We start from the raw sequence: 26,510 nt of genomic DNA, 5'->3' as shown, positions 1-26,510 counted from the left end.
GCTTGCACCATGGATTTCGCAGAGGCACTTGATGCTCGCATGGAGGAGATCGCTTCCGCCTGCACTCAATGCGGGAAGTGCTTTCAGGCTTGCCCCATGACTGTCCCTGCGGGCATCCACGGTGCTGAGCCGTCATTTGTTCTGTCTGGGCTTGTAGACATTCTTCGCGGCAAAGAGGGTAATGCCGAGGCCGAAACATGGGCCTCGGTCTGTTCGAGTAGCGGCAATTGCATTGAAGCTTGCGACTATGGCGTCAACCCTCGGACGATGGTGCGCTTGGCTCAATTCGCGTCGACCCGCCGTCGCGAAGGCGAGTCTGTAAAGAACAACGCAATGAAGTCGTTCCGCGCCATGGCAAAGGCGGTGCGGGTTGTCTCAAGGATGCAACTCGACGCCAGCTTGATCGATGAACTGCAATCCACGCCTGGACGAAAGAAATTAGAAGCTCCGCCCGATGTGTCTTTGTACACGGGCTGCAATATTCACAAGACCCCTCACATTCTTATTCTTTGTCTCGAAGTTATCCGGGCAATGGGCCTTACTTACGAGGTCGTGGGCGGCCCGTCTGCTTGCTGCGGCCTCTTCCAATTTCACGCCGGCGATGCGGAGACTTCGGGACGGGCGGGGCTAAGCACGCTGAACCAAATTGAAGCGATCGGTGCGGGTGAAAAGCTGTCGTGGTGCCCAAGCTGTCAGACGCAGTTCCAAGACGTGATCATTCCCAACCGAAAGCGAATGACCGGTGAGGGTGACTTCGCTTTAACGCCATTCTTCCTATTTCTTGAGCGCCACATCGATCAACTCAAGAAACTCTTTATCCATCCGGTTCGTAAGCGGGTTGCGCTCAATGAGCGGCCTGGTGAACCCCACGTTATCCGAGCAGTAAAGAGGATTCTGACGGAAATACCAGAGCTCGAGTTTGTTGAACTCGACGTTCAGCGAGCCGGTCTGATGTCAAATTATCTCACCGTGACGCCTCTGTTCAAAGATGAGCTTCGTGAGAAGGAATTTAGAGCTGCTGCGGACGCAGGCGTGACGACGCTCGCAACGATATATCATGCGTGCCATCGCGAGCTTTGCCATTACGAGAAGACCGTCACGTTCGAGATCATTAACGTCATGGAGTTGATCGGAGAGAGCATTGGTGTGAAGGCCGAGGATATCTACAAGCGATTAAAGATGATGGACGAGGTCGAGGCCATGATGGCCGACTGTGCGGATCTGATTAAGAGCCACGGGCTAGATCCCAATGAGGCGCGTGACGTGCTTCTCGCCGATCAGCTGGCCGCAAACCCACTCCAAGGTCGCTTCGTGGGAAGATAGACGGAAACAATGAGGAACGGAGTAGAGCGTTGCCGAGAGTTATCTTTGTTGCTTCGAACGGAGCGCGCAGAGAGGTGAGCGAAGCCGCCGGGGCATCCGCTATGACCGCTGCTCGGATAAACGATGTCAGTGGTATTGAGGCGGAGTGCGCGGGCGCGCTGTCCTGCGGAACGTGCCACGTCTATGTAGCGCCGGAATTCGCGTCACTATTGCCTCCTCCCTCAGAGGAAGAAGAGGGGATGTTGGAGTTTGTCGCTGCGGAAAGAAGGGTCGGCAGCCGCCTTAGTTGTCAGATTGTTCTGACCGATGAGCTCGACGGCTTGACGTTGGAGATACCAGAGACCCAGACGTGATCTGATGTTTCGCAGGCGAGGGACGGCAGTATGAGCTGCCCGCCAGGATGTTGCTTGCGTCCGAGAAGTATCTGCAGATCTCTTCCGGATTCATCGCTTGGCGCGCCGGGGCCGCACTTGTCCGTTTATCTGAAGCGGAGCGTAAGTTTGAGGAAGTTGCCGTGAGAACTGATGAACCCGTTGTCATTGTTGGTGCCGGACATGCTGGATTCCAATTGGCAGCATCGTTGCGCCAATCCGGGTATGAGGAGCGCATAGCTTTAATCAATAATGAGCCGCATCTGCCTTACCAGCGTCCCCCCTTATCAAAAGGTTTTTTGGAAGGAAACGGCGACCCGCAAGCGGTATTCTTTCGTCCAGAAAGCTTCTTCAGGGATTATCGGATCGATCTCGTTGAAGACCATGTGGTCGAGATCGACCGGATGACGAGGAAGACAAGCTTCCAATCTACGCGCTCGCTGAACTATCGTCACTTAGTAATGGCGACGGGAGCGCGAAATCGCCTGCTCAGGATGCCAAACGCAGGTCATGATGACGTGCGCTATCTGAGATCCCTCGCAGATAGCGAGGCGATCCGTGAGAGATTGGAGAATGCTAAGCAGGTAGTTGTCATCGGAGCCGGGTTCGTTGGCTTGGAGTTTGCTGCTACCGCCGCAGCGAAAGGGATCGCGGTCGATATCGTTGAGCTGGCGCCACGGATCATGGCGCGTGTGGTTTCACCTGTCGTTTCTGGCTATTTTCAAGCGCGCCATGAAGGCGCGGGTTGCTGCATTCATAGCGCGCGTTCGGTGTCTGCGATTGAAACGGCGAACGGACGGCTACAGTGTGTCATTCTTGATGACGGGCGGAAGTTGCCCGCTGACCTTCTGATCGTCGGAATCGGCGTTGTTCCAAACGTCGAATTGGCGATGGCTGCGGGACTTCCCTCCCAGGATGGGATCGTCGTGGATCAACATCTCGCTACTGTGGACCCTAATATATCTGCAATCGGCGATTGTGCGCTATTTTCGAGTCATCGGTATAAATCGCCGCTCCGTCTTCAGTCCGTTTCTAATGCCGTGGATCAAGCAAAATGTCTTGCCGCACGGCTCACGGGGAAAATCAGGCCCTTTGACAGTTTGCCGTGGTTTTGGAGTGATCAGGGGAATGACAAGCTGCAGATCGCAGGCTTGATTGATAGTTATGAGGACATCGTTGTGCGCGGCGATCCTGATCAGAACTCGTTCTCTGTGTTTTGCTACGGCGATGGAATCTTACGCGGTGTCGAATCCGTGAATCGCGTCGGAGATCACATGGCCGCGCGCCGCCTTCTCGCCGCCTGTACCACGGTTGATCCAGATAAGGCTGCGAACCTGTCGTTCGATCTGAAGACAGCGTTGTAAGGGCTCAGTTAGCCTCTTTGTCTGTGTGCATTGCGTCAACGCCGACCATTCTGGTTATAGCGTTCTTGAGTACATTCGGACCTTCGCGGTATCCGCGAAGTTATGGCGGGAAATTGTGAGGTCGCAACGGCCCTGGAAAGTACGTGGCCAATCTCTCCAGACCAATGTTTCTATCCTATTGGTGCATTCATTCTTCTGTCACCTGTGCCAATTTTTGGAAAATAACAATAACACGGTTGATAGGGACGCTCGTGGATACAATGCTGACATAGGTGCCAAACGCTGCCGCTGGAGGGGTTGGCGGCTGGTTGGAGACGTGCTCGGCGACCGTCCAGTGTGCGCGCCTGTTCGTCTACGAAAGGCTCTTGGCTTCGATCGTGCAAGAACTGTTCGTAACCGGAAGGTCGCGCTACCCGGACTGGAGTTTGTCAAACCTGACGTACCGAGCGCCGGTCTCATCTCGAACTACTGCTGCAGTCTCGTTGATACCAACCGGACATAATCGATACTTAGATGCCATCCTGGGGAGGGAATTAAAAATGGATAGCAGACACTTTGGCGATCGTACTTCAGGTGCATGCGCTTGCGGAGGCGAGCATATCGATGGGTTTTCATGCGCTGGTGAATCCGCCAACTCAGAGCCCCTCAACTCGAATGACACCGTGACATCTGCGGTAGATCAGGCACTAATTGCTTCCCTGTTTCCGGATCGCTCTACGCGCCGAGCGCTGCTCCGAGGCGTTGGGGCGAGCGTCCTGCTTGCCGCAATATCGGATATCCTGCCGTTGGGTACTATCCGGGCTTTGGCTCAGGAGCGTGCTCCGCTCGAAAAGAAGAATCTGAATGTTGGTTTTCTGGCGATTACATGCGCTACCCCGCTCATTATCGCTCAAGAGCGAGGAATGTTTGCAAAATACGGGCTAAACATTTCGCTGCAAAAGATCCCGGGCATTGGTCTCATCCGTGACAAGATGGTCAACGGCGAACTCGATGTTTCGCAACAGGTCATGCCGGTGGCCCTCGCGACTTCGGCGGGCGTAGGCGGCAACGTCGTGCCAACGAAGGTGCTGACTATTCTAAACCAGAATGGCAATTCGCTTGTATTGGCGATGAAGCACAAGAATAATCGCGACCCACGCAACTGGAAGGGATTCCGTTTCGCGGTTCCTTTCGAACAATCTCACCAGGCTCTTCAACTACGCTACTATTTGGCGGAAGCGGGTCTCGATCCTGATCAGGACGTGGTCTATCGTGTCGTCCCACCCCCAGAATATGTCGCCAATCTTCGTGTTGGGAGCATCGACGGCTTCTTTGGTGGTGAGCCCGGAGGTCAGCGGGCTGTAGTGGAAGGAGTAGGCTTCATCCATCTTCTTTCAAAGGACATATGGTCAGGTCACCCGTGCTGTTCGGTGACAGCGTTAGATTCTTGGATCAAACAGTATCCCAATACGTTTCTGGCGGTTTTCCGGGCGGTCGTTGAAGCTGGCCTCTATTCGTCGGCCCCAGAAAATCGCAGCGGGTTGGCGACGATCCTCGCGCGTCCTGAGTACGTCAACGCTCCTGAAGGTGTTATTCAGCAAGTGATGACAGGACGCTACGCCGACGGTCTTGGAGAGGTGAAGAGTGACCCGAACCGCATCAACTTCGATCCGTTCCCGCAATACTCCATGGCGGTCTGGTTATCGGTACAGATGCAGCGCTGGAATATGCTTCAAGGCGATATCGATCATAAGCGTCTTGCGCAGAACGTCATGCTGGCCGTGGACGCACAGAAAATTTTTGCAGAGCAAGGTGTGAAGTTGCCGGAGCCTGCATTCAGAAAAGAGAACGTACTGGGGAAGGAGTTTGATTCGAATGAGCCAGACAAGTATGGCCGTAAGCGCTGAACAAGAGAGTCGAGCGTCGGTCAAGCGCGCAATCTCTATGCCGAGGATCTTTCAGTTCCTCGGCCAGCCGTGGATTGCGTCGTTGGTCATCTTCGTGGTTTTCGTTGGTGTCTGGCAGTTTCTGACGACAATCGGCGAAGGGAAGGGGCCGGCGATCGACTCGGAGTATGCGAAACTCATGGGCCAGTCTGCGGCTGCAGCCGCGCCGTCAGGTACGTCAATTCCCAGCCCGGTGGCGGTGGCTGAGCGAGCAGTCGAGCTTGGAAGGCGAGCATTCGACACATCAAATCCAAACAATCTAGGTATCGCTTGGCATCTATATTACTCGCTCGGTCTCGTCTTTCTGGGATACCTTCTGGCGGTTATAGTCGCGGTTCCGCTCGGTTTTAGTATCGGGTTGATGCCTCGCTTGTATCAATCGCTGAACCCATTCATCCAAGTTCTCAAACCAATCTCGCCCCTCGCTTGGATGCCGCTTGCGCTTTACGCCTTCATGGACAGTAAAACGGCGGCGGTCTTCATCATATTTATCTGCTCACTTTGGCCTCTTCTGATCAACACTGCCGCGGGCGCGGCAAACGTGCGGCAGGACTGGCTAAACGTTTCAAGAGTTCTGGGACTGAGTACCTGGACTAAGATCCGATGCATCGTCTTCCCGGCATCTGTCCCGATGATTTTGACCGGCATGCGCATTTCGATCGGTATTGCATGGTTCGTCATTGTCGCCGCCGAGATGGTCGTTGGGCAGAACGGCATAGGTTATTTCATTTGGAACGAATGGAATAACCTCCAGCTGTCGAGCATGATCGTTGCCATTCTGCTGATTGGCGTCGTTGGCCTCATCCTGGATCAGGCGCTTGCCTGGGTTGGCCACAAGCTAAGCTTCAAGGAGTGATCCCATGAAACACTTTTTGACATTGTCCGACATCTCAATGGTCTTTGCTGGTGGAGGGGGCTTTCAAGCGCTTGACAGTATCTCGCTCGACATTGAACGCGGCGAGTTCGTCAGTCTCATTGGTCATTCCGGTTGCGGCAAGAGTACACTTCTCAACGTGATTGCGGGGCTTCATCGCCCGACAGGCGGTGGAATCAATTGCGAAGGACAGCCGATTGTCGGTCCAGGCCCAGATCGGGGAGTCGTTTTCCAAAATCACTCGTTGCTGCCGTGGATGACCTGCCACCAGAATATTCTGCTCGGTGTAGAGCGTGTGTTTGCAGGTCGTCTGGATAAGAATGGGATGCGGGAAAAGGTGGATGATGCACTCCGGCTGGTCCATCTCGAGCACGCAGCAGCCAAGTATCCTTACGAAATCTCAGGGGGCATGAAGCAGCGTGTGGGTATTGCTAGAGCGCTTGCGATCGAACCCCGGATGCTGTTACTCGACGAGCCGTTTGGCGCGCTCGATGCATTGACGCGCGCAAGCTTGCAGGATGAACTCATCAAGATTGTCGATCAGACACACTCTACGGTGGTGATGGTCACTCATGATATCGACGAAGCTATACTTCTGAGTGATCGTATCGTGATGATGACAAACGGTCCGGCTGCAAAGATTGGCGAGATACTGACGGTTGATATTCCGAGACCGCGTGATCGCCTGGAGATGACGAAGCTTTCAACTTACGCGGACTGCCGGCGACGGCTGCTTGAGTTTCTCTACCTCAAGCAAGCTCGAAAGAAGCACTGAATTTCTACTGCCGGTGCTTGGTTCGACCGAGTCAGCGGAACATTTCCGGTCTTGCGGAGTCTTCAGCGTCGATCAAAGGCGATCTGCTTTCTCTTGGACACTGGTTAGTGCGCAGAGCGGGAGTGGCAAAGCAGCGCTGCATCTCCCGGCGAAATTTATCGGTGTTGCAAGGTTTCGGCTCCTCCGCCGAATAGAGCGCAACTGCAAGCGTTCGATCCTTGGCCCGGGCGGTAAAACGCCCGGGTTTCTTTTGTTTGGGACAAGGCGATGTGTCTTGGAACAACCGTGCCAATAAGCGGCGAAGCTTATCTGCGAGTCAGGGGCCTTCCCAACGTTTCTTCGGCCTCCTCGTACTTAGCTGCCAGGCTGGATGGCAATGACCAGTTTCGAGGCATTGCGCTGGTCCAGTCGCCAGGCACGCAAATTCTTTGGCAATTGGATCGACACAGCAAACAAGAAAGAAATGGCTTCTGCACAAACCGGCTCCTGCTGAGCTGATGGCGTGCTTCTCTAACATTTCTGAATGGCTATATTCGTGCCGAACGCAATCTGTCGTCGCGCTTTCGGATGTTAGTGCTTGGCGATAGAAGAGAGCGATCTGGAGAGGCTATGGCGGACCAGAGTCTCTCCAGATCGGCTAGAGCCGATTAGCTCATGGTGGGCATCACAAACTCCGCGCCAGCCCGAATGCCTGTAGGCCACCGAGAGGTAATGGCCTTGAGCTTGGTGTAAAAGCGGACGCCTTCGTGGCCGTGCATGTGGTGGTCGCCAAACAGCGACTGTTTCCAGCCGCCGAAAGAATGAAACGCCATCGGAACCGGAATGGGTACGTTGATGCCAACCATTCCGACCTGAATCTGATGGGCAAACTCGCGGGCCGCGTCGCCGTCTCTCGTAAAGATGGCCGTACCGTTTCCGTACTCGTGGTCATTGATCCACGTTGCGGCCTCGTCATATGAGGACGCTCTGGTAACAGCCAAGACAGGTCCAAAGATCTCTTCCCGATAAATCTTCATGTCTGTGGTGACCTGATCGAAAAGTGTGCCGCCAATGAAGTATCCGTTCTCGTAGCCTTGGCGCCTGAAGTCGCGACCATCTACAACGAGCTTTGCACCTTCGTTCACGCCGTCATCGATATATCCGCGAACTTTTTCCAGATGCTGTTTGGTGACGAGAGGTCCCATCTCCGCTTCCGGGTCGGTGCCGGGTCCAATGTTAAGTGCGCGCACTTTTGGAGCCAGCTTTGATATCAGCCTTTCCGCGGTTTGCTCGCCGACAGGAACAGCCACGGAGATAGCCATGCAACGCTCTCCTGCGGAACCGTAAGCGGCACCCATCAACGCATCAACGGCCTGATCAATGTCGGCGTCGGGCATCACGATCATATGGTTCTTGGCGCCGCCCAATGCTTGGCAGCGCTTCCCGAGTTGGGTCGCGGTTTGATAGATATAGCGAGCGATTGGGGTCGATCCGACAAAGCTCACAGCAACGATATCTGGATCGGTCAGAATTGCGTCGACAGCTTCCTTATCACCTTGGACGACGTTGAAGACGCCGTCAGGTAAGCCGGCTTCCTTCAGCCACTGCGCAAGATAGAGAGCGGCAGATGGATCGCGCTCAGACGGTTTGAGGATGAATGTATTGCCGCACGCGAGGGCGACAGGGAACATCCACATCGGAACCATTGCTGGGAAGTTAAATGGTGTAATGCCTGCAACAACACCCAAAGGTTGACGAAAGGAATGACTGTCGACGCGCGTGCCGACGTTTTCGGTGATGTCGCCCTTCAGCAGCTCTGGCGCCGCGGTTGCGAATTCAACCACCTCCATGCCTCTTTGGATTTCTCCCTTGGCATCTGAGAGAACTTTGCCGTGCTCCGCAGTGATGACTGCGGCGAGTTCGTCGATGCGTTCTTCGAGAATTCGAAGGAAACGATTCAGAATCCGCGCGCGCCGCAGTGGCGGGGTGTTGGCCCATGCGGGGAAAGCTTTCCGAGCGGCTTCGGCCGCAGCTCTGACGTCCAGCCCTGAGCTCAAGCTCAACGTCCCAGATTGTTCGCCGGTCGCGGGGTTGAAGACGGGAGTTGTGCGCGAGCTAGTGGTCGCAACCAGCTTGCCGTTGATGAAGTTCAGAATAGTCGCGGTCATCGCTCATTTCCTTTCAGTAATGGGACTTGATGGCCACGTATGGAACGTCTAAATTTGCGCATCAATCATCAAAGATGCGCCTTCGTTGTGCAAAAAGTGTAGTCATGGATTGGGAGCGAGTTCGGATCTTTTTAGAGGTCGCGAGAGCGGGCCAGATACTCAAAGCGTCGAAGCAGTTGCGGCTGAATCACGCAACGGTAGCTCGGCAAATCACTGCACTTGAGAAGAGTCTCAAGGTGATTCTTCTTGAGCGAAGCACATCGGGATGCGCGCTCACGCAAGCGGGCGAAGCGTTGGTGGCTGCGGCGGAGCGCGCCGAAAGTGAGTTCTTGAAAGTCGGTACAAATATCGGCGGTGCGACTGGACGTATCGCAGGGACGGTACGGGTGGGAGCTCCGGATGGACTTGGCAACTATTTTCTTGCGGATCGATTAGGAGCTCTGGCTGCTAAGCATCCCGCCCTAGTAATTCAGCTTGTGCCACTACCGCGAACGTTCTCTCTGTCCCGGCGCGAGGCTGATATTGCGATCACGCTAGATCGACCGCAGCAAGGTCGATTGATCCTATCAAGACTGACTAACTACACGCTAAGCGTTTATGCGGCGCAGGATTATCTCAAACGGGAGGGGCCCATAGTCAGTCAAGCGGACCTCGCTGGACGCCTGTTTGTCACACACGTAGAGGATTTTGTTTATAGCCGGGCTTTGGATTACGCCGCGGTACTTGGCCGCTTGATGTCGCGACGTTACGAATGCGGGAGCGTCGTCGCCCAAATGGAGGCTGTTCGAAATGGGCACGGAATAGCAATTTTGCATGACTACGCCGCCAGCCGCTATCCAGAGCTAAAGCGTTTGCTCCCTGACGTACGGTTCACGCGCGAGTATTGGTTGACTTCTCACCCCGACACACACGAGACGCGCCGAATTCAAGAGGTGCATCGCTGCATTACCGCTGCCGCGAAATCGGCGCAGCATCTATTTGTAAAAGATTGATCAGCAATTCCATTATCTGCTGGTTACATACGACGATTTAGGGCGTGCGCCTTGGCCTGTTTCGACGAAACCCTCGGACAGCAATTGTTTGTAAACGACAGCAGTGGTCGAACGGGCGATGGGCAATCGGGCCACCGTCGCATCGGCGGCATCAAGGACCCGGACGGATAGACGCGGTCGTGGTCTGCGCCTTCAGTTTCTCGCAAGCGGCGCCGCGTCCGGCAGCCGGTATCGAGACGCTCGCGGCATGTGTTGGGTCAATGTAGCAGCCGGGGAAGCCAAGGGGCGTGACAGTTAACGCCTTCTCGATCTTAAGTGACTGAAATTGTTAGGCAAATAAGGAGCTGAAGTTTTATTAGTCTGTGGTATAATATTATTATAGAAAAATTAGGCTATAGACTTATATTATAGATTGAAAATTCGTCTATGATCTAAGTTCGAGATCAAAAAATTAGGCTGCGCTATGAAAACAGAAGCTCGCAAACGTGCCCGGGAGCGCCTGGATGAACGCCTCGCTCCCCTGAAGCCGGCCGAGCGCTTCCGAGCGCCTCCCAAAGGGTGGGTGCGCGCCGTCCGCGATGCACTTGGCATGAGCGGCGTCCAGCTCGCCCGCCGTCTCAGCGTGCAGCCGCCGAGCGTCGCGGCGCTCGAAGCGTCGGAAGAAAGCGGGGCGATCCAGCTCAAAACCTTGCGCCGTGCTGCGGAAGCGCTCGATTGCACGCTTGTTTATGCGCTCGTGCCAAACGACACGCTCGAAGGCGCGGTGCGCGCGCGCGCGCGCAAAATCGCCTTGCGCGATCTCGGACGTGTTTCGCATACAATGAAACTCGAAGCGCAGGAAACGCCCGACGGCAGTACGGACGAGCGTCTCGAAACGTATATCCGCGATAAGGTCAAAGAGCGGGATCTCTGGGACAAGCCATGACGGACCTGTTTCAGGAGCCGGATGATGCAACACCACTTGATCCCGCATTGCGCGGCGATTTGCTTCAGACGTGGATTACGACGCGCGCCGACCTCAATGAGGTCGAAGAAGAAAACATCGTCAACGGCTCCGCTTGGGCACGTCGCCGCCGAGGCGGCGCGGAGGCGCTGCTCAATGAAGGTTTCTCGAAATCGCTGCACAAGCAGATGTTCGGAGAAGTCTGGAAATGGGCTGGCGCCTACCGCCAGAACGAACTCAATATCGGCATCGCGCCCCATCTGGTTGCGGCCGAGGTGCCCGTGATGTTCGACAACGCGCGTTTTTGGGTCGAGAACAAGACCTTCTCGCCCGACGAAATTGCGGTTCGGCTTCATCATCGTCTCACACAGATCCACGGCTTTCCGAATGGCAATGGCCGCCACGCACGGATGATGGCCGATCTGCTGATTGAGAAGCTTGGAGGCGAGCCGTTCACTTGGGGCAGCGGCACCATTCATGATACGGGCACGCTGCGCACCACTTACATCAGCGCGCTTAAGGCCGCTGATAATCATGACTTCGGGCAATTGCTGGCATTCGCGCGCGCATAAGTGCGAACTTCCCGGAGCAGGGCGGGGACTTTGCCCGCGGAGCGGCGCTAAGCTGCAAAACCCCTGCACCGCTTTAAAACAAGGCTGAGTATCGCCTCGGCCTCAACGTCGGTGAATCCCTTCGCAGAACCCACCGAGAAGTTCTGATGGACGTCTGTTATTCGAACGGTTGATACTGTCGCAGCTCTCGTCGTTAATTTATTGCCCTGCAAACGGCTACCCGTGCGTGTAGATCGACCCGTACTGTCGCCGTAGCACCTCCTTCAGCACCTTTCCCATAGTATTTCGCGGCAGATCTTCGACGAAGATTACCCGCTTTGGCAGCTTGAACTTGGCAAGCCGACCGTCCAGCGCTTTTACGATTGCCTGCTCGTCGAGGTCGTGCGCCACATCCTTCACAATGATTGCGGTCACTCCCTCGCCAAAGTCGGGATGGGGGACGCCGATGACTGCGCTCTCGACCACGCCCTCGATCTCATCAATCTGTGTCTCCACCTCCTTGGGGTAGACGTTATATCCACCCGTGATCACGAGATCCTTGCCGCGCCCTACGATCGAGAGCACGCCATCTCCCGCGAGTTTGCCAAGATCACCCGTGATAAAGAAGCCATTGCTGCGCAGCTCGGCTTTTGTTTTTTCCGGCATCCGCCAATAGCCCTGGAAGACGTTTGGGCCACGAACTTCGATCATGCCGACCTCTCCTGGCGCAAGAAGCGCACCGGTCTGTGGGTCGGTGATAACCACGTCGATGCCTGGAAGCGGCGTGCCGACCGTTCCGGGAATGCGTGTGCCGGAATATGGGTTGGACGTGATCATGTTGGTTTCGGTCATGCCGTAACGCTCAAGAATGGCGTGGTCTGTTCGTTTGCTCCATTCGCGGTGGGTCTCCGCCAGTAGCGGTGCCGAGCCAGAGACGAACAGGCGCATGTGGGAGACCGCCGCAGCGTCAAGCCAGTCCTCCTGAAGCAAGCGAGTATAAAATGTCGGAACGCCCATCATCACTGTGGCGCCCGGAAGTTTCTCGCGAATGACTGCAGGATCGAATTTCGGCATCAGGATCATGCGTGCGCCGCTCATCAAAACAACGTTGGTGGCGACGAACAGCCCATGGGTGTGAAACAGCGGCAAAGCGTGGAGCAGGACGTCACCCTCGGTGAACCGCCATGCTTCTGCCAGTGTCACGGCGTTCGATCTGAGATTATGGTGCGTTAGCATCGCACCCTTTGAGCGGCCAGTGGTGCCAGAAGTATAGAGAATTGCTGCGACGTCATCGGGACTGGACGGGACGTTCTCAATATGCGCTGATGCGGCCTGAGATAGCTGCATCAACGATCCGTCGGATTTCGTTCCAAGAGTGACGACGGACGAGCCAGGAAGGCGAGTCATGAGTGACTGGATTGCATCGTGGGCCGCGGGGGCGCAGACAACAACGCGTGGCTCGGCGTCGCCGATGAAGTATTCAAGCTCGTTAAGTGTGTAGGCTGTGTTTAGCGGCAGATAGATCGCACCGATCCGCAGGCACGCTAGATAAAGGATTAGCGCCTCAGCTGATTTTTCCACTTGTACCGCGACGCGGTCGAGCGGGTTCACACCCTTTGTCTTTAGTACGTTAGCGATCCGTCCGGCGAGATCAAAGGCATCGCGATAACGGATACGGCGGCCGTCCTGCGTCTCGATAAAAATCTTATCGGGATTTGCACAACGCGCGACAAAGGTCGCATACAGATTGGCCGGTTCAGCTGTCATTATTCTGTCCTGACTTAGGCGACAACAGTCTGAGTGCTGATGCCTTTGGAAGCTGTAGAAGATCGCAGCTTGCTGCGCACAGCGCTCGATGCGGCCACTTCACCGGTTTCGGCGAAGGCCTCGTGATTCCGTTCAATGCTCTTGAGGTCATAGAGATAATTGACCATCAGCCCATAGGACTGCCGGAGTCCGTTCGCTGAAGTGTCGCCGAAAGGGTTCAAACGTTCGAGCCTTGCGCCATTGCCCAGATGAAACCGCGCAACCGGATCGACTGGCTTTTGGTGCTCATTCTTCTCGGCCAGAAAGTATTGTGATGCTGCGCCGTCCAATGCCGCGGTGAGGCGGACGCGTTCCTCGTCATTGTTGGTCCAGCCGGCTTGCCGCAGGGTATCAAGCGCCTCCCCATCCGCTGGCGTAAGCCAAGTCGGGGCAGCGCCTCGCTGCCGGTCGAGCCATTTTGCAAACCCGGGTACCGGGGATAACGTCACGAACGTCCTCAGATTGGGTAGTTCTCGGCGCAAATCCTCGACCACTTGCTTGATTAGGAAGTTGCCGAACGATACGCCGCGCAATCCCTCCTGACAGTTTGAAATCGAATAGAACACCGCGGTGTCGGCTTCGGTCGAGCTGATCGCCTGGCGGTCGGGCGCAAGAAGCGGGGCGATGCTGTCGGGAATGTCGCGCGTCAACGCGACTTCGACGAATATCAGGGGCTCGTCGGTCATCTGGGGATGGAAGAACGCGAACAGTCTGCGGTCTTCCGGCTCGATCCGCCGTCGCAGCTCCGTCCAGTCGTGGATGGCATGAACGGCTTCGTAACGGATGATTTTTTCAAGAATGTTGGCGGAGGTGGACCAGTCGATCCGCCTTAGCACCAGGAAGCCCCGGTTGAACCACGACGAGAATAGATGCACGAAGTCGGCGTCGAGAATGTCGAGTTCAGGATGCGCCTTGCGGTGGGTAAATATCTCCTCCCGCATCGACACCAGCCTGCGCGTGCCGCCTGGTGCGAGATTGAGGCGGCGGATGAGTTCCTGCCGGCGAGGTTCAGCGGCGGCGTGGATTGCGCGGAGCGCTGTTTCGGACTGCTGCGCCGTCCATGCCGTTACAGCAGCTTCCAATTGCGCAATCAAGGGACCGAAATCCGCCACGAGATCGAGCAAGAAATGCTTCTTGCGTTCGCTATCGCTCTGGCTCCAGATGTTCAGAATCTGATCCGCAAGTGCGACGCCTGATGCTTCCCCCCGACGTGACAGAAGGGCGTGGCACAGATCGAGAATGTCGGGTTGATGCCCAATCAGCGGAACGCGGCGGCCTCCAGGAAACAAGGCGCGGCCGCGTTCCGCAATCTGGGCGAGCAAATCAGCGAAGAAGGTTTCACGCATCCAAGTTCCTTCCGTTGTAGCTCCGCGACAGAGCATCGTCCTGAGGGCTGACTTCGTCGAGTTCGGGAACGGATGACGAATCGGCGATGTCCAAGAAGGTGACGGGCTTCAGACGCTTGCGATTGACGGTCAAATCGAAAATGTCGAAGCGATTGTAATAGCCAACAACATCGTGGAACTGTTTGGGCTCGATGCAGCGGGTCAGATCAAACTCGGCGTAGGCGATGCCTTCCTGATCCTGCAACATCTCGCCCACGGTCTCTCCAGTGGGATCGACGAAAAAGCTGGCGGCGCGCTGTGTTCGGTCGATCACCTCAACCACGGACGGATCGCGGGCGACGAGGAAGTCGCGCATCGCAGAGTCCATATAGCCGGCCGTGACAATGCCATAGGCTTTGGCTTCGAATGAGTGTGCGCTCGCGCGGATGCGATTGGCTGCGACGTTGTTAAAGTTTCCACCACCACTGGGGCGACGGGTTGGCCACATCGGCGGCCAGCTCGAGATGTGAATCTGCTCGGCCTGTGCGATCAGTGCATAGCGCGCGAGTGGATTTGTGTTTTCGCCGCAGATCAAATTTCCGATCCGCCCGACTGGGGTCGAGGAGACCTTGAGACCAGCTCCGTCGCCTGCGGCCCATATTAGCTTCTCATAGAAGGTAGGCACGAGCTTGCGATGATGATTGAGGATCTCGCCATCACTGCCGATCAGGACGTTGCTATTCCAGATCGCACCAACGCTGGCGGTTGAGCTCTCACTGATGCCCATCGAAACGATGACGCCGAGCGCGCGCGCCTCGCGACGTATTGCTGCAATCTCAGGGCCATGCAGTGCCACTGATTGTTCGGCGATTAACGTAAAGAGGTCGTGGTTGTCGATAGGCGCCCATAGAGCGGCCCAGACTGGAAAAGCGGGAATATAGGTTTCAGGAAACGCAATCAGCTCCGCACCAGCATTAGCAGCTTCTCTCAGAATCGAAATCGCCTTCTCGGTGGTGGCGGTACGATCGAGAAAGACCGGCGCTGCATGAACCGCAGCAACTTTCACAAGCGACGACATGGCACAAAACCTCATTTTCTACTTTTATTTAGATGGCCAAGATTAGCACGCGCTCCGCGAGGCAATGATGCCGAATCTTGCAAGGCCTGTTGCAAGCATTCCGCCATCGATGAAGGGGCAATACTTCTCGGTTTCGCCGAGCGTGACGCGCAATTTGTGCAGCGTGCTAGAGAGTGCCGCGCTCCGGTCGTTGCATTTGCAATACGCAAGATGCTGCTGCCTCACGGTCTTGTAGCGCATCGGTATTTCCTTCGCGGAGCGTACTTCGCAGTGCGATAAATCTCCGATCAGATTGGAAAGTATGTCCAAGGTAAAGCAATGTTTGCGGCGCTTGACGCTCCGGTGCAATGAAGGCCTGTATGCTTTCGTGGCGATTCATTGTGCAACTGCTCGCAAACAGGACAGATGATTTGCGCAAAGCCACTTGCACGTTTTCTTGCTTCCGCTGACGCGAAAGTGTTGCATGTTTGTCAAAAGCGGGAAGGAAACAATCGTTTTCTACTCGAAACACCAATCTGGGCGGAGCGCATGGACCTTGTCATTGCATTGACAATTAACGGCTTGGTGTGGGGTCTGATTGTTGCCCTGATCGCGCTAGGCCTCTCGATCATTTTCGGCTTGCTCGACATTATCAACGTGGCGCATGGCGACTTTTTCATGGTCGGCACTGTGTTGGCGCTGGTTATCGCGGGCACCACAGGTTTCTGGATTGCGCTTGTTCTTGTGCCGCTCCTCGGCCTTGCGCTCGGCCTTGTTATCGAGCGGCTCGTGATTCGGCCGACTATTACAGCAGCCTCGCTCACCATTGTCACGACATTCGGGCTTTCGATGATCCTGCAGGAAACTGTGCGAGCGACGTTCGGCGCACAGGCTCAGCGCATGCCCGCGCCCATCCCAGGCACCGTTCCTCTCTTCGGCCTCGAATACGATATCTACCGGCTGTTTGCGGCGTTGTTCGCCATGCTGTGCATTGCGGCCTTCTTCTTGTTTTTGTCCCGAACCACCCTCGGAACTTGGATCCGCGCGGTGCGTCACGATCGCGAAACCGCGACGGCACTTGGTATTCCGGTAGCGCGCGTGTGCGCCTTTACCTTTGGTCTCGGGACCGCGATGGCGTTGCTCGGCGGCGCCATTGCCGCGCCCATCACCACGGTCGAATTTCGTACCGGTATCGACATCCTGCCGGTCAGCTTCATGGCGGTAGTGATCGGTGGTCTCGGCAATCTTAAGGGGACTGTCGCGGCGGCTATTCTTCTGGCTGTGCTCGAAGGCTTGGTATCGAGCTTCGCCGATCCCACCCTCGCCCGAATTACGTCCCTCGCAGTCATGAGTGGCGTTCTGTTTGTCAAGCCGAACGGTCTATTCGCAGGAGCGACCCGATAATGGCGAGCCGGATCAAATGGGCGGGCATCGCCGCTGTCGCTATCGCTCTGGCGTTCTCGCCGCTGGTGTTGCAGCAGTTGGGTAGCTTGTTTTGGATCAACGTCATCGCTGAGATCATGATCTGGTCTCTGCTAGCCGCCAGCGTCAACCTGCTTCTCGGCTATGTCGGTTTGCTGTCATTCGGGCAAGCGCTCTATTTCGGTTTTGGCATGTATGGCGTGGCGATCGGCGTCAGCCATTTCGGCCTTGGGCTTTGGCCGGCGCTCTTTCTCGGCGTCTTTGCCGCGAGCGCTATGGCGGCCATCGCGGGAGCCATCGCTGTCCGTCTGACATGGCATTATTTTGCGATCATCACCGTGGTGTTCTCGCTGATCTTCTACTTCGTTGCAATGTCGGCGAAATCGATCACCGGAGGCGACGATGGCCTGTCCTTTAGCACACCTGTCTTGTGGGAGGCCGCGGGGCTCTCGCTGACCGACCGCGTGACGCAGTTCTATTTCATCTACGTGGTCTGCTTTGCTTGCTTTGCCGGGTTCGCGCTGCTTGTTGCAAGTCCGCTTGGAATGCGGTTTGCGGCGGTGCGTGACAACGAAAAGCGCGCTTCGCTGATCGGCATCAATGTCTATCTGACGCGCTGGATTGCTTTCGTGATCGCTGGATTTCTTGCTGGTGTCGGTGGTGCGCTGTTCGCGCTGTTCGGTCGTTACGCATCGGCCTCCTACATGTTCTATCACGTCTCCGGCGAGGCCGTGGTGTGGAGCATAGTCGGCGGCGCCGGCACGTTGTTGGGGCCTTTCATCGGCACGGCGCTACTGATCCTGTTTCGCGAGGTGGTCTCCGGCGTCTGGGAGAACTATCTCATCGCAGTCGGAGCGCTGGTCATTCTCGTCGTGATGTTCGCGCCGCGTGGCATCGTCGGAATCTTTAACGACCTGATCGAGCGGCGCGAGAGCAAGGATGATCGGGCGGCAGCCGACATCAAATCCCTGGCAGAGATGGATTAAGCGACATGGAAACGGCGCTGGAAATACAGGGTCTGACCAAGCGTTTCGGTGGTCTCACTGCGGTTGACGATATAAGCATTCGTTTCCCTAAGGGTATTCTGAACGCTGTGATTGGTCCGAACGGCGCGGGCAAGACCACCTTGTTCAATCTCATCACCGGTATGCTCCCGGCGACATCCGGCCGCGTCCTTTTCCAGGATGAAAATCTTATTGGAAAGGCGCCGCACGAGATCGTAGCTCGTGGCCTATCACGCACGCTACAGATTAAAAGTGTGTTTGGCGGCATGTCGGTGAAGGACAATATACGCATCGCAGTGTTCGCCAATGAAGGTGTGTCGAATCCGTTTCGTCCAGCGCGCGGTTATCGCGGCGTCAATCGACGTGTCGATGAGATTCTGCAGGAGACAGGGTTGGATCGTCTCGCCTCCATAAATGCCGGCGTGCTGTCGTACGGCGATGTTGCACTGCTCGAAATCGCACTAGCGCTTGCCAACCGACCCCGGCTTCTTCTCTTGGACGAGCCGATCTGCGGCATGAGCCCGAGCGAGACCGAGCGCACTGTGGAGCGCATCACAAGTCTTGCGCGCACGGTAGATATCATCCTCATCGAGCACGACATGGAAGTCGTTTTCAAAATAGCAGAATTGATTACGGTGATGGCGCAGGGTCGGCTTCTGGTCCAGGGTACGCCAGATGAGGTGATGAAGAACGACAAGGTTCAGGAAGTTTATCTCGGCACTCCGGAGGAGGTGGAATGAAACCGGTTCTGGATGTCGTCAATCTCACTGCTTCGATCGGCCGCATTCCGGTTCTGCGTGGGGTCCAGCTTCATGTCCATTCGGGTGAAACTGTCGCGCTACTCGGTCGCAACGGCGTTGGCAAGACGTCGACGCTGCGCGCAATTTTGGGATTGCTGCCGCGTAAGAGTGGACATGTGTATTTTAACGGCGAGGACTTAGCGCGCTTGCCCCCGCATTGCGTGAGCGGTGAAGGTGTTGGCTATGTACCGCAAGGGCGCGGTATCTTCCCGAACCTGACTGTCGAAGAGAATCTGTTTCTCGGATTGCGCGAGCGGCCTGATCCAACCATTCGCGATTACATCTATGACAGGTTCTCCCGTCTGCTCGAGCGGCGGCATCAAAGCGCGGGAACACTTTCGGGCGGAGAGCAGCAGATTCTGGCGCTTGGGCGCTCCCTGATGCGTTCCCCCAAGCTCATTCTGCTTGACGAGCCGACCGAAGGCATCATGCCCAAACTTGTCAATGAAATCCGGCGCGAGATTTCCACAATCGCGAGTCGCGGTGTTGCGGTTCTCCTAGTCGAGCAGAACCTGCGCACTGCTTTGAAGCTCGCGAGCAGGATTTACCTGATGGAGAAGGGTGTCATCGTCCACGAGGCGACGCCGGAACAGCTTTCCGCCGATCCTTCGGCTGTTCATCGCTATCTTGGCGTATCGATCTGAAGCGAAGGTATGGAGAATATCATGAGCAAGTACAAACTAAGCCGGAGAAGTTTTCTGTCCCATGCCTTGTCGGGGGGCGCCGCGGCGGGAACCGCCTATCTTGGCTTGACGCGTGATCTTTATGCCCGCGACGGCGGTCCGATCATTCTCGGCCATCATTGCGAACTGACTGGCGGCTTTGCCTCATGGGGGTACTGGCATGACAAGGCGGCAAAAGCTGCGGTTGCGCTCGTCAATGAGCAAGGCGGCATCGCCGGGCGCAAGGTTGAGCTGATCACAGAAGACACCGAATCCAATCCGGCCACCGGCACCCGCAAACTTCGTTCGCTTATTGAGCGCAGCGGGGCGAACTTCATCGTAGGCTCGGTCCATTCTGGTGTTATGTTGTCGGCAATTCCGGTCGCGACTGAACTTAAGACTGTCTATTTCTCAGCGGGGGAGGCGACGGAAGCAACCGGCTCCAAGGGTAGCCGCTATTCCTTCCGCACTGGCACTGACACCTATACGCTGGCCGCGGCGGGCGCGCCCTGGGCCTTCGAGAATCTCGGCAAGAACTGGACGATTATCTCCCCGGATTACGCATGGGGCCACAGCCATCATCAGGAGCATAAGGCTGTCATCGAAAAGCTCGGCGGAAAGGTCAACGCTCCAATCTTCGTGCCACTCGATGCCAAGGACATGGTGCCTTATCTCGCCAAGATCCCCCAGGAGACACAGGTCTTGTTCTCTGTGTTCTTCGGTGCGCAGGCGGTGGCATTTTACACTCAAGCCAAGTCGATGGGTCTTGAGAAGACCATGCGGATGTATTCGATCTGCGGGACCATGGAAGCGATCGCTCCAAGCGACCTTCAGGGTGCGGGCGAGGGCGTCTATCTCGTCGAGAATTTTCCACGAATGCTCAAATATAAAGACGACGCGTTTCATCGCGAACACAACAAGCGTATGGGAATTGATGATGTCGACGCGCGTGAGACCAATTCGCAGCGAGTGATGGCTAAGAGCCATGCCTGGCAGTCGTGGGAAAACGTCTTCGCGCTCAAACAGGCGATCGAGACTTCGGGCTGGAAGACGAAGAAGGACGACAAGCTAGTTATCGAAGCGCTTGAGGGTGCGAAGCTGATGAACTCTATCGGTCACCCGCAGGGCGAGAAGCTTTTGCGTCGCGAGGACCACTCGGGGCTAGTGGATTGTTACATTTCCCGCGTCGAAGCTGGCAAGCTTGAAGTTAAGAAAAAGGTGACAAAAGAGGAACTGGTGAAGGTGCTTCCTCCACGGTTCGATTTCTCCAAGAACGCGATTTGATCACAGTATCGCGGGCGTGCAGGCGCCCGCGATCTCTATAGTTCGTTCAGGTAAGTGCTGTCGCGCTGGAATACTTCGCCGAGGTATCGGATCACCGAACGGACACGCGAAAGGAATTCTAGATCTTCATGCACGGACAGATAGACGTCACGGTGTACCTGTATTGCATCGGGCAGTATCGGTAGGAGGCTTGGGTTTCGTTTCGCCGAGAACAGCGGCAGCAGGCCGATTCCGGCTCCGCCCGCGATTGCGTTCTGCTGAGCGTGCATGCTTGATGAGCGAAATGAGACGGTAAGCGGGTCGATAACGTCGAGCAGCCAGCGCACTGGCTGGATAGCGATCAAGTCTTCAACATAGTCGACAAAGGTGTGGTGGATGAGTTCGGATTGGTCCTTTGGCATCCCGTTCCGGCTGATGTAGGTCGCGCTTGCATAGAGAGCGAGGCGGAAGCTGCCCAGCTTTTTTATGACGAGGCGCTGTCCCACGGGCGGGACGAAGCTGATGAAAATGTCGGCCTCGCGCTTGGTGAGGCTAATGATGTGGCGCTCCGTTACCAGCTCGACAACGATGCCAGGCTGTCTTTGCGCCAGTTCCGCCATCCGTTCGGCGAAGAAGAATGCTCCGATGCCTTCCATGGTGACCACGCGAACGCGGCCTGTCGCTGCCATGTCTTCGGCGCCGAGGGCCTGAGGCACGTTGCCTATCTCCTGCTCGATCCGTTCAGCGATCGCGAATAGGCGATGGCCTTGTTCGGTCAGCACGAAGCCATCCGGTTTACGGTCGAACAGCTTGACTGAGAGGCTCCGCTCAAGCTCGGCGATCCGGCGACTGACCGTAGTGTGGTCAACGCGTAGACGCCGTGCCGCTGGAGCGAGGCGGTTCTGACGCGCCAGTTCCAGAAAGAACACCAAATCGTTCCAGTTAAACATAGTAGCGGATCGCCAATATTTATGAGCTCAAATAGGATACGAGAGCAAAGACTAACATGCTTTTACCGTTGTTAGTCGCTTATGCGCCTTCATCTTTTAGAAATGCAACGGCCTGGCGCTTTTCATGAAGGTTTCGACCGTTGAGAGCGATCGCTGTCTCGGCGTAGCCATGGCCACAACCAATTTCTTCTCCATATCTATCGGTAATTTATGAAGCGCCAAGCTGCTGTGACGAAATCCGTTCGCTCATGACGGTTACGTTGGTCGCCTTCCTAGAGTAGCTGCATTCGCAGCTGCATGGAGATGTTGCGATATGCGGCTCTGGGAGGGCGATCTTTTGTGACTTGAAGGCTTGCCGCACCAATGAACGCGCCATGTTGTCCGCTGATGCAAGTATCCACCTTGCAGTTGCAAGCGCTTGAAGCGTGACATCCTCCAAATTGACCATGGGCTGTTCTTGCCTGCCACCACAAAAGGTCTTCATCGAAAAGCGTTTCGACCTTTAATTCGTTTTGCGCGAGAGCCATCGCCGCTTGCAAAAGCGAAGTTCAGTTGGCACGCAACCAAAATCTAAATGTCGAGGATGACGCGTGTACTGCATCTCGTGGAATGACCAAATGTGCATTATTGCAGAATCCGCAATAGTTATTTTCCGAAGGGTTGGATTATCGGCAGAACACATAATGCTAAGCGGTTGGCTGCGAGTAGGTTCGAGATCAAAGGGGGATAAATGTCGCGTTCCATCAAGCTTTACGGCGGAAAACTATCGGGACACAGCCACCGAGTTGAGCTGCTACTCGGCCTTCTATCGCTTCCATATGAACTAATTCCGACGCCGCCTGCCGATCGGAAGACACCGGCGTTTCTGGCAATGAATCCTTTTGGTCAAATACCAGTCATCGATGATGGCGGCGTCATTGTTGCCGATTCCAATGCGATCATCGTCTACCTGGCTAAACGCTACGATGAAAAGAGAACTTGGCTTCCAGAGGATCCCGTTGGTGAAGCGGCTGTTCAACGTTGGCTTTCGGTAGCCGCAGGGCAACTTGCATACGGACCAGCGACGGCCCGCCTCGGGACAGTTTTCAAATTGCCTGTTGATTGTTCGCAAGCGGTCGAAATTGCAAGTCGACTTTTTGGTGTCATGGACAGCTATTTGGCGGCGCATAATTTGCTGGCAGCAGACTATCCGACGTTAGCCGACCTGGCTTGCTATAGCTACACGCGCGCGGCGCCCGATGGCGGTGTTGAGCTATCTTCCTATGCGAACATCGTCGGCTGGCTGGAGAGATTGGAAGCGCTTCCAAATTTCCAACGGATGCCTAACCCGCCTGCAGGCTGATCAGCACACCAATTATCGAGTATGTTGTCATGATTACTCGTTTCGACGGGAGTTCATCTCCCTTCCATCAAGGCGAGATTGATGCACAGCGTCGCGTCGGTGTCGCCGAGAGAATGAATGATCGCGGGAAAGTTTTTATCCGGACGAGTATGCCCGATCAGCATCGCGAGTTTTTTGCGGGCCTCGAATATATTCTTGTCGGTTCGTCAGATCAAATGGGTTGGCCAACCCCATCAATTCTGTTTGGTTCTCGCGGATTTGTTTCATCATCCGATCCGGAACACTTGCGTATTGCATCTCTACCGAAATTTTTCGACGCTCTTGGCGCGCACCTATCTGCTGGAGCCAGCCTTGGTGTACTGGGAATAGATTTAACCAATCGCCGACGGAACCGCATAAACGGAACGGTAGTGGCTATCGACGAGAGCGGGTTTGAACTCGCGGTTGTTCAAAGCTATGGCAACTGTCCTCAATACATTCATACTCGTGATGTTCATCCAACACAAAATGCGATGCCCGATTACGTCGGGTCAGCCGAGGTGGAATCGTTCGAAGTTCTGGACGAGGAAGCGAGAGATCTCGTCAGCCGATCCGCGACGTTCTTCGTGGCATCATGTTCGCCCACTAAGGACGGAACATCGTTCGATTGCGATGTATCGCACCGTGGCGGGAAGCCAGGCTTTATCGATGTGGTCGACAATGAAATCACGATTCCGGATTTCGCGGGAAACTCCTTTTTCAATACTCTCGGCAACTTTGTGCTGAACCCCAAGGCCGGGCTTATCTTCGTGAACTTTGTGACCGGTGATACTCTTTTGCTGCAGGGGACAGTCGAGTTGCTTTGGGATGATCCATCGATCCGCGCGTTTAAGGGCGCCGAACGCGCTTGGCGCCTTCATGTCGTCCGTGGCAGGAAAGTTCGATCTGCGGCGATACCTCTGATCGGGGAAGTGGTCGAATATTCTCCGAAAGCCCTATCGACCGGAACGTGGCACCGGAGCGAGTGAGTCGCCTAAAATTGAGCTCTGCATCGGCCCGACCGCTGGCACCAGGATCCGGTGGCTGCGAATGCTCTTTGAACACTTTTGCACACCGGGTTGAGTTTTCGCGCGATTGATGTGCTGGAAGGCTGGCCTTACTGGAAGGAATCTTCCGAAGGGGCAGCAATCATGTCGACACCAATCAAGAGACTTCTCGCCGAAGGCTTCGGCACAGCCATTCTGGTTTTCGTCGGCTGTGGATCCGTGGCGATAGGTTCATACGGCGCGGCTGCACCGCTCGGAGCATTGCCCATCGCCCTGGCCTTCGGCCTCACAGTGACTGCGCTGGTCTACGCATTGGGATCAATCTCGGGATGCCATATCAATCCCGCGGTCACTCTGGCGCTCTGGGCAGCGAAGAGATTTCAATCGAGGGAGGTTGCCGGATACGTAGCGGCGCAATTGGCGGGAGGCGTTATCGGCGCAGGCCTGCTGTTGGTGATCCTGAACGGAAAGCTGGCGAGTCACTTCGATGTCGCCGCGTCTGGCCTTGGGCAGAACGGCTGGGGGGCGGGGTATCTTGGCCAATATGGTGTCTTCGCTGCGTTCGTCACCGAGTTCGTCGCGACGGCCATCTTCCTTGCGATCATTCTTGGCGCAACGTCGAAAAATTCCATCGTCCATGCGGCCGGTCTGGCGATAGGCGCCGCGCTCACTGTCATCATCGTGGCGTTCATCAATGTAACGGGCGTGTCGTTAAATCCGGCGCGAAGTCTCGGTCCGGCGCTCTTCGTGGGAAGCCATGCGCTGTCTCAGGTTTGGCTGTTCTTCGTCGCTCCTCTATTGGCGGCCCTGCTCGTCGGCTTCAGCTTCCGGACATCACAGTAAGAGGCGGACTCCGACGGGAGCTTCCCACCCCCATACTGGTAAGCATCCCAGACTGGGCTCGGCGTCATTCGCCGAGCCCTTTTTTATGCGTGTGGATGGTCTGGCAAAATCGACACCGGGCAGCGCGTTGATCTATTAGCGAAGCGCTCGTCCGATGCAGGCTTAGTGGATGGGAGTATGGCGGAGGGCGAGGTGTATCGACCGAACAAGTGTCATGCACAGTTGCAGCCATCGTGCCGGGATTGTCTGACGGGCCGGTTGCGACATGAGTTTTCTCCCATCTACGTTTATCACTGCGATCACGGTAGCACCGCTGTCGCGGACAGGCTTCTCCAGAAACGCTGCGTTCCCGTAACGCGCGGTGCGTTTTTGCATCGCGTCACGAACGCTCGATTCAAAAATGCACAGTGCGTTACATATTTTACGACTGCACAGCAGATTTTTCCTTCGATAGCGTTACTGCACATAGAGAGCGCTCGCAGAAGCGTACACACCGAGGGAGAAACAGATGTCGATGCTCGCGACAGGCCGCCGCGCGGCCGGATTGATTGCGTCCGTGCTTATTGGAGCCGTTTCTATTGGAGCCATGACGCTAACGGGGAGCGCTTACGCGCAAGATTCCATTCGTGTCGGATTCCCGATCGTGATGTCGGGTTCGGGTGCGCAGTTCGGCGTTCCGGTTCTGAAGGGCGCCCAGATGTATGCCGAGCAAATCAATAAGTCTGGCGGCGTGCTCGGCCGCAAGATCGAAATTCTACCGCGCGATACGAAGCTGCGGCCGGACGAAGCGGTGCGCGTTGCGCGCGAGCTGATAACCCGTGAACGGGTCAATTTTCTGATCGGAACGTTTACGTCTGCGGAAGGACCGGCGGTTTCCGAGATCGCGAAGGAAAACAAGGTTGTCTTTATCGCCCCGGCTCCGGCGACGGACCGGTTGACCGCGCCGGATACACTCCATCCGTTCGTTTTCCGTGTCGCGAAGAATACCACCACGGAAGGACGTGCGGCTGCCGAAATCTTGTCGAAGTGGAAGGACGTCAAGCGCGTCGCCACCATCGCGCCGGACTATGCTTATGGCCAGGATACGGTGAAGTCGTTCGTCGAACGCATCAAGCAATTACGTCCCGACATCGAGATCGTCGACCAGCAATGGCCAAAGCTGAGCGAGCCGGACTATACGCCGTTCCTGACCGCTCAACTGTCCCGCAAGCCTGACGCCGTTGTGTCGGTGCTTTGCTGCGGAAACTTCGACACGCTCGTCAAGCAGGGCAAGCCGCTCGGATACTTCGAGAGCATCAAGTTCCGGATGCTCGCGCTCGGCGAGGCCGGCTCGGTCGAGACCATGCGCTCGATCGGCGGCGACTATCCTCTCGGCATCTGGGGCAACTCCTACGACGCGTTCTATTGGGACGGCCCGGCGGGACACCGCGAATACACCGAGCAGTTGAAAGCCTTCACCAATGACAAGGAGCCGTCGTCCTGGCCGATCCAGGGTTACATCGCCATGCAGTTTCTGGTCGAGGCAATCAAGAAGGCGCAATCGGTCGACTCGGTGAAAGTTGCCGCCGCCATGCTGGGGCTGACAATTCAGTCGCCTGTCGGCCCTTTGACCATGCGCGAGAAGGATCATCAGGCTAACCGCGGACAGATCTACGGCATCGCTGTCAAGGATCCGCGCTTTGCATTCCCGATCCTCGATCCGAAATCGATCATCAATATCGATCCCGCGAAATTCATGGATTGAGA

At 55.9% G+C, this 26,510-nt stretch carries 24 protein-coding genes; 18 read left to right on the top strand and 6 right to left on the bottom strand.

From position 1 onward, the window contains the following. Positions 1 to 9: 9 nt before the first annotated feature. From YH63_RS05140 to YH63_RS05115, 6 genes are all read left to right on the top strand, one after another. The gene (locus tag YH63_RS05140) at positions 10 to 1,323 is read left to right on the top strand and encodes a (Fe-S)-binding protein (protein ID WP_046828529.1); all 1,314 of its coding nucleotides are present in this window, start codon (positions 10 to 12) and stop codon (positions 1,321 to 1,323) included. A gap of 29 nt (positions 1,324 to 1,352) precedes the next feature. After that, positions 1,353 to 1,676 (top strand): 2Fe-2S iron-sulfur cluster-binding protein, encoded by a 324-nt coding sequence (locus tag YH63_RS05135; protein WP_046828530.1) that lies wholly within the window; start codon positions 1,353 to 1,355, stop codon positions 1,674 to 1,676. Between the two features lie 47 nt (positions 1,677 to 1,723). After that, entirely contained in the window at positions 1,724 to 3,058 is a 1,335-nt protein-coding gene (locus tag YH63_RS05130) for an NAD(P)/FAD-dependent oxidoreductase (RefSeq protein ID WP_083992631.1), read from the top strand. A 539-nt stretch (positions 3,059 to 3,597) separates the two neighbouring features. After that, positions 3,598 to 4,944, top strand: coding sequence for a CmpA/NrtA family ABC transporter substrate-binding protein (locus tag YH63_RS05125; protein WP_046828531.1), 1,347 nt, complete (start codon positions 3,598 to 3,600; stop codon positions 4,942 to 4,944). 37 nt (positions 4,945 to 4,981) lie between these two features. Then, positions 4,982 to 5,839 carry an ABC transporter permease gene (locus YH63_RS05120; protein ID WP_046829745.1) on the top strand — a complete coding sequence of 286 codons (858 nt, stop codon included), beginning with the start codon at positions 4,982 to 4,984 and terminating at the stop codon, positions 5,837 to 5,839. A 4-nt stretch (positions 5,840 to 5,843) separates the two neighbouring features. Next, positions 5,844 to 6,632, top strand: coding sequence for an ABC transporter ATP-binding protein (locus tag YH63_RS05115; protein WP_046828532.1), 789 nt, complete (start codon positions 5,844 to 5,846; stop codon positions 6,630 to 6,632). A gap of 647 nt (positions 6,633 to 7,279) precedes the next feature. Here the strand turns inward: YH63_RS05115 and YH63_RS05110 are convergent. Continuing rightward, complete coding sequence (locus tag YH63_RS05110) at positions 7,280 to 8,779, bottom strand: CoA-acylating methylmalonate-semialdehyde dehydrogenase (RefSeq protein ID WP_137325117.1); 1,500 nt, start codon at positions 8,777 to 8,779, stop codon at positions 7,280 to 7,282. Positions 8,780 to 8,883: 104 nt separating this feature from the next. Here YH63_RS05110 and YH63_RS05105 point away from each other — a divergent pair, with 104 nt between their 5' ends. The 3 genes from YH63_RS05105 (at position 8,884) to YH63_RS05095 (ending at position 11,286) form a co-directional block, all read left to right on the top strand. Next, positions 8,884 to 9,771 carry a LysR family transcriptional regulator gene (locus YH63_RS05105; protein ID WP_046828534.1) on the top strand — a complete coding sequence of 296 codons (888 nt, stop codon included), beginning with the start codon at positions 8,884 to 8,886 and terminating at the stop codon, positions 9,769 to 9,771. A gap of 463 nt (positions 9,772 to 10,234) precedes the next feature. Beyond that, complete coding sequence (locus YH63_RS05100; RefSeq protein ID WP_046828535.1) at positions 10,235 to 10,696, top strand: mobile mystery protein A; 462 nt, start codon at positions 10,235 to 10,237, stop codon at positions 10,694 to 10,696. Then, complete coding sequence (locus YH63_RS05095; protein WP_046828536.1) at positions 10,693 to 11,286, top strand: mobile mystery protein B; 594 nt, start codon at positions 10,693 to 10,695, stop codon at positions 11,284 to 11,286. Before YH63_RS05100 ends, YH63_RS05095 begins: the two co-directional genes overlap by 4 nt. A gap of 216 nt (positions 11,287 to 11,502) precedes the next feature. Here YH63_RS05095 and YH63_RS05090 read toward each other — a convergent pair whose 3' ends face one another. Genes YH63_RS05090 through YH63_RS05075 form a run of 4 tightly spaced genes read right to left on the bottom strand, consistent with a single transcriptional unit; the run spans position 11,503 to position 15,714 of the window. Next, positions 11,503 to 13,032 carry a malonate--CoA ligase gene (locus YH63_RS05090; RefSeq protein WP_046828537.1) on the bottom strand — a complete coding sequence of 510 codons (1,530 nt, stop codon included), beginning with the start codon at positions 13,030 to 13,032 and terminating at the stop codon, positions 11,503 to 11,505. A gap of 14 nt (positions 13,033 to 13,046) precedes the next feature. Continuing rightward, entirely contained in the window at positions 13,047 to 14,417 is a 1,371-nt protein-coding gene (locus YH63_RS05085) for a malonyl-CoA decarboxylase (protein WP_046828538.1), read from the bottom strand. Continuing rightward, positions 14,410 to 15,474 (bottom strand): carbon-nitrogen hydrolase family protein, encoded by a 1,065-nt coding sequence (locus tag YH63_RS05080; RefSeq protein WP_046828539.1) that lies wholly within the window; start codon positions 15,472 to 15,474, stop codon positions 14,410 to 14,412. The genes YH63_RS05085 and YH63_RS05080 overlap by 8 nt, the downstream gene beginning before the upstream one ends. Before the next feature lie 42 nt (positions 15,475 to 15,516). Continuing rightward, positions 15,517 to 15,714 carry a hypothetical protein gene (locus YH63_RS05075; protein WP_046828540.1) on the bottom strand — a complete coding sequence of 66 codons (198 nt, stop codon included), beginning with the start codon at positions 15,712 to 15,714 and terminating at the stop codon, positions 15,517 to 15,519. Positions 15,715 to 16,002: 288 nt separating this feature from the next. Here YH63_RS05075 and YH63_RS05070 point away from each other — a divergent pair, with 288 nt between their 5' ends. From YH63_RS05070 to YH63_RS05050, 5 genes are read left to right on the top strand one after another with little or no spacing between them, the layout of a single operon-like run. Then, the gene (locus YH63_RS05070; protein WP_046828541.1) at positions 16,003 to 16,857 is read left to right on the top strand and encodes a branched-chain amino acid ABC transporter permease; all 855 of its coding nucleotides are present in this window, start codon (positions 16,003 to 16,005) and stop codon (positions 16,855 to 16,857) included. Further along, entirely contained in the window at positions 16,857 to 17,861 is a 1,005-nt protein-coding gene (locus YH63_RS05065) for a branched-chain amino acid ABC transporter permease (RefSeq protein WP_246658013.1), read from the top strand. The genes YH63_RS05070 and YH63_RS05065 overlap by 1 nt, the downstream gene beginning before the upstream one ends. Before the next feature lie 5 nt (positions 17,862 to 17,866). Further along, positions 17,867 to 18,619: an ABC transporter ATP-binding protein gene (locus tag YH63_RS05060; protein WP_046828543.1), complete on the top strand. Its 753-nt coding sequence runs from the start codon at positions 17,867 to 17,869 to the stop codon at positions 18,617 to 18,619. After that, positions 18,616 to 19,323 carry an ABC transporter ATP-binding protein gene (locus tag YH63_RS05055; protein WP_046828544.1) on the top strand — a complete coding sequence of 236 codons (708 nt, stop codon included), beginning with the start codon at positions 18,616 to 18,618 and terminating at the stop codon, positions 19,321 to 19,323. The genes YH63_RS05060 and YH63_RS05055 overlap by 4 nt, the downstream gene beginning before the upstream one ends. 21 nt (positions 19,324 to 19,344) lie before the next feature. After that, a complete protein-coding gene (locus YH63_RS05050; protein ID WP_046829746.1) occupies positions 19,345 to 20,625 on the top strand; it encodes an ABC transporter substrate-binding protein in 1,281 nt (426 codons plus the stop codon). 35 nt (positions 20,626 to 20,660) lie between these two features. Here the strand turns inward: YH63_RS05050 and YH63_RS05045 are convergent, their stop codons facing one another. After that, positions 20,661 to 21,554 (bottom strand): LysR family transcriptional regulator, encoded by an 894-nt coding sequence (locus YH63_RS05045; RefSeq protein WP_046828545.1) that lies wholly within the window; start codon positions 21,552 to 21,554, stop codon positions 20,661 to 20,663. Positions 21,555 to 22,284: 730 nt separating this feature from the next. Between YH63_RS05045 and YH63_RS05040 the strand changes: the two genes are divergently transcribed. The 4 genes from YH63_RS05040 to YH63_RS05025 all read left to right on the top strand — a co-directional run bounded on the left by YH63_RS05040 (position 22,285) and on the right by YH63_RS05025 (position 26,508). Next, complete coding sequence (locus YH63_RS05040) at positions 22,285 to 22,896, top strand: glutathione S-transferase family protein (RefSeq protein WP_046828546.1); 612 nt, start codon at positions 22,285 to 22,287, stop codon at positions 22,894 to 22,896. Between the two features lie 29 nt (positions 22,897 to 22,925). Next, positions 22,926 to 23,903, top strand: a complete 978-nt coding sequence (locus YH63_RS05035; protein WP_046828547.1) for a pyridoxamine 5'-phosphate oxidase family protein — start codon at positions 22,926 to 22,928, stop codon at positions 23,901 to 23,903. A gap of 90 nt (positions 23,904 to 23,993) precedes the next feature. Beyond that, positions 23,994 to 24,764 carry an aquaporin gene (locus YH63_RS05030; protein WP_349642963.1) on the top strand — a complete coding sequence of 257 codons (771 nt, stop codon included), beginning with the start codon at positions 23,994 to 23,996 and terminating at the stop codon, positions 24,762 to 24,764. Positions 24,765 to 25,272: 508 nt separating this feature from the next. After that, positions 25,273 to 26,508 (top strand): ABC transporter substrate-binding protein, encoded by a 1,236-nt coding sequence (locus YH63_RS05025; protein ID WP_046828548.1) that lies wholly within the window; start codon positions 25,273 to 25,275, stop codon positions 26,506 to 26,508. The last annotated feature ends 2 nt before the right edge of the window (positions 26,509 to 26,510 follow it).

Source organism: Afipia massiliensis, assembly GCF_001006325.2.
Taxonomy (GTDB): domain Bacteria; phylum Pseudomonadota; class Alphaproteobacteria; order Rhizobiales; family Xanthobacteraceae; genus Afipia; species Afipia massiliensis_A.
This window is presented reverse-complemented; position numbering and strand designations above follow the sequence as displayed.